We start from the raw sequence: 1873 nt of genomic DNA on the forward strand, positions 1-1873 counted from the left end.
CACTACCCGGAGAATAAGCATATAGCAAATGATTCACTGCCTTTTCCTGTAGATAATCATAAGTCATTTTCCACAACGACTTATATTCTTCGGCAGAACAAAGATTTTGTCCCCACCAAAACCAGCTCCCCGTATGTTCATGCCAGGGACGGAAAATCACCGGTATTTTAACTCCTTCCTTCGTGACAAGCGAATTCATAAAATCTGCTACCCTATCCAGCCATCCAAGAAACTTCCCATGATTCTCTCCTCCGGGAAGGACGGAAGCAACTGCCGTTGAATCACTCACATCCCAAGACGCTTCTCCCGTCACAGGGTTATCCACATGCCAGCTAAGAGAGCAAACACCACCCCTGTTATAGTGTGCTATAATCTCTGCTCGTATCCGTTCGAAAAGAACATCATCCAAGTTCTTCTCTCCTCCCCTTTCAATACGCCCCAGGTCAAAAGCCATCACTGCCGGATAATCGCCACACACACTTTTGACATCACTACGGTTCTCGTCTCCATCCCACCGGATACCATATACCGGATCATCCTGATGACCAAACATGAATCCTTTCTTCGGCAAGCGGATTAACTTATCCAACAATGCCTCCGTCTCCGCAGTTTTCGAAGCAGACTGTTGCTCTCTTATCACACATCCGCCCATTCCTAAAGCAAGCAGGAAAACGCCTGCCATAACTAGTTTATTTTTCATCTTCAAGCTATTAAGTATTATTTAAAAGAGGGTAATTGATCGCGGGTGATTACATAATCCTGTGACATTGCATCCACCCACCAATCCTTATCTGCATACCTATGGGATGTCGCAGTAAAAGCTTCCGAATCCAATTCTTTCGTACGGCTGTAATCATACCACGGCATAAAGTATGTCCATTTTGCCCCTGCCTCCCACTGGGCGGATATCCGGGCAAGATGATACACTTTCCCGCTTTGTTCGCCATTTCCACATTCGCTCAATGCCACCAGCTTACCCGGACAAGAAGCAGTTATCGTACCGTACTGCCTGAAACAGTATTCCCCAGTAGTGTACTCATCCTTTGCAGGATACATATCACGCCCCACCATATCGACGTATTCATCCCCCGGATAAAACTCGCTATCCTTAGTTTGTGTAGTCCATACCCAAATCAGATTGTTGATTCCTTCTTTCTTAAAATAATTGAAAATATAAATCCATAGTTTCTTGTACGCTTCCGCCCCGTCATTTCCCCACCAAAACCAGGCTTTTCCATTCTTATAATTATAGATATTACCGGCAGCCTCATGCAAAGGACGCCATATTACAGGAATTCTCTTATCGCGAAGCAACTTCAAATAGCCCGCCAGCTTCTTCAAATCGGCCTTGACGACTTCGTTTTCCCAAGTGCCCTCCTTTGTAGCGTTAGCAGCACTGAAAACAGTCGTCGTCCTTTTTCCCGTACCCGGATCTACAGAACCGTCCCCCGGAGTATAGTGCCGTTCGGCACTTCCTTGGACACATGGCACTCTCCAATGCCAGCCCGCACCCACAAGCCCGTTCTTGTTCCACCAGTCTTCCACTATTTTCGTTTTCGAATAATCAATCCACGAACAAGGGGAATACTCCAAAGAGAGATAGTCAAAAAAAGCAATCGCCGGATACTTGCCTGTATGCTGATATACCCATTCCGCCTCATTGACATTCCAACTCGGGCATGCCATTGTTCCGGACAGTGTTTTCTTATTCCTGTTCTCCCTTAAGAAATCATATACTTTCACCGCTTGCTCCGAAGCACCGGAAGTACAAAGGACAGGTGTAATAACAGGTTCCTCTCCTTTGCCCGAATGCCCGGCAAATTCTTCTCCCGACGAACATGCCATAAGTACGAACGCAGTCCCTGTCAGGAAC

At 46.4% G+C, this 1873-nt stretch carries 2 protein-coding genes; both read right to left on the bottom strand.

Annotated features, from left to right (window positions below; all coding sequences use genetic code 11):
• Positions 1-682, bottom strand: a 682-nt coding sequence (locus tag AB5935_RS24965) for a glycosyl hydrolase (RefSeq protein WP_410525548.1), incomplete at its 3' end; no start/stop codon positions are given.
• A 35-nt stretch (positions 683-717) separates the two neighbouring features.
• Positions 718-1873 (bottom strand): glycosyl hydrolase (locus AB5935_RS24970; protein WP_368327753.1); only part of this gene is annotated, 1156 nt, incomplete at its 5' end.

The sequence above is a fragment of the Phocaeicola sp. RTP21198st1_B8_RTP21198_201120 genome (genome assembly GCF_040929485.1).
Classification (GTDB): Bacteria; Bacteroidota; Bacteroidia; order Bacteroidales; family Bacteroidaceae; genus Phocaeicola; species Phocaeicola dorei.